Below are 1,502 nucleotides of genomic sequence, written 5' to 3'. Positions count from 1 at the left end.
CACTGCCATATTATTGAGACCGGCAATGATTCCTGGCGCTTCAGGCACAGTGAATCGACGCGGAAGACATCCCCCAGAAAGGGCTCGAAGAAGGGAGAAACAGGACTAGCGACCGAAGACTTATCCACAGCAGCGTAGCCGTCTACGCATAAAAAGGGTGGGTCAAAATTCGATGAAAATCGTGGGTCACTTTTACGTGAACATCAACAGGGAATGCAATGAAATGGCAGCGGTCATTCATCAATAGATTGAAGAACGCAGATGTCCGTAAGCAGAAGTATGAAAAGGCTCGCCTTGGGACGCTTTCAATGAAGAAAGGCAAGATTTTGCAAGAAATAGACGGTATCGTTATTCCCAAACCAAAGCGGGGCGAAAAACTTAAGAACCGAAGGGAGGCGAATGCTTCACTGGTACAAGAACAACTCACAGATAATCTTCAATTGGTCGGCGTGTTGTCCGCAAATGAAGCTCTACCCGAGACCAGGATAACAGATAGCAATGCGCTTGTCGGGTATCAGCGCTCTCGCCATGAAGATGAGGAAGTTGAAATCGATTGGTAACAGCTGAGAGGTCAATTGCAGGATTGGAGAGTTAGGTGAACGTGCATTTGGTTGCAGGGCACACAATTGTATCTGGCACGTCCTTTCCAAATGGTGTTAAACCATGGCAAAAGACTATCGAGCAGAAGCTGGCCGACTTGCTTTATCTGTGAAGCCTCCTTGGTCTGCTTGTGTGGTTCGCATTCCGCGTACTCTCCTCGCGCGACGCCCTGCCGACGGCCAGCAAAATGAAAAATACTGATTCGCTTAGCGGTCGTACAGATGCAAAGTACGCCCTTGTGCCGGCAGATTTCCCCTTGCCTGTGCATTTGTGCAGTGGCAGCGATAAAAAGCCAATATCGTCCTTTTTTACCAAGTACAAAGAGCAGCTGTACGCCCCTGGTTGCAGCCCGTGCGAGCTCTACACTCGCTGGGATGCCTGTGAAGACCTTGCCCTGAAATTGGCAAAGAAGGCATTCGAAGCCAAGCAAAAAGAACTTGCGCATTTGAGCGAGCAGAACGTTCTCGAGCTGTTCATGCCTGGCATACTTGCTACCGGGTGGACGTCTACGGCAGACGCAAAATGGGTCTTGCTACGGATAGCCGCAATACTCCGATGGAGTCCTCCGCACGCTCTCATCAACGATTAACCCTGCATGCTAGATTGCTATGCCAGAGCCAGCGCAGGCATCGGTGGAAATAGGGAACCCCTGACCATCATTCGTGGAATTTCGTCGGCACTCAACGCTTTTGAAACGATATAGCCTTGTACTTCCGTGCACTTCAGCTCTTGAAGGATATTTAGCTGCTCGCGAGTTTCGACGCCTTCGGCAACGACGGTCATGTCGAGCGCGTCGGCCATTGAGACGATTGCTCGAAACAGTACCTCTCCCTCGGAACCATCGGAGAGCGCCGTAGTAAATGCCTTATCTACCTTTAGCACATCCACATCCAGGCGGTGCA

3 protein-coding genes are annotated in these 1,502 nt (G+C 50.5%); 2 read left to right on the top strand and 1 reads right to left on the bottom strand.

Translation table 11 applies throughout. The annotated features are described in order from the left end of the window. Positions 1-218: 218 nt before the first annotated feature. A complete protein-coding gene (locus AYR66_RS23870) occupies positions 219-560 on the top strand; it encodes a hypothetical protein (protein WP_088710073.1) in 342 nt (113 codons plus the stop codon). Positions 561-787: 227 nt separating this feature from the next. Beyond that, complete coding sequence (locus AYR66_RS23865; protein ID WP_141104300.1) at positions 788-1,189, top strand: hypothetical protein; 402 nt, start codon at positions 788-790, stop codon at positions 1,187-1,189. Positions 1,190-1,206: 17 nt separating this feature from the next. Here the strand turns inward: AYR66_RS23865 and AYR66_RS23860 are convergent. Next, positions 1,207-1,502, bottom strand: a 296-nt coding sequence (locus tag AYR66_RS23860) for an EAL domain-containing protein (protein ID WP_141104320.1), incomplete at its 5' end; no start/stop codon positions are given.

This window comes from Noviherbaspirillum denitrificans, assembly GCF_002211445.1.
Classification (GTDB): domain Bacteria; phylum Pseudomonadota; class Gammaproteobacteria; order Burkholderiales; family Burkholderiaceae_D; genus Noviherbaspirillum; species Noviherbaspirillum denitrificans.
This window is presented reverse-complemented; position numbering and strand designations above follow the sequence as displayed.

Coding starts and splice junctions, on each gene's coding strand:
- AYR66_RS23870 (WP_088710073.1), top strand. CDS start 219: ATGAAATGGCAGCGGTCATTCATCAATAGATTGAAGAACGCAGATGTC.
- AYR66_RS23865 (WP_141104300.1), top strand. CDS start 788: ATGAAAAATACTGATTCGCTTAGCGGTCGTACAGATGCAAAGTACGCC.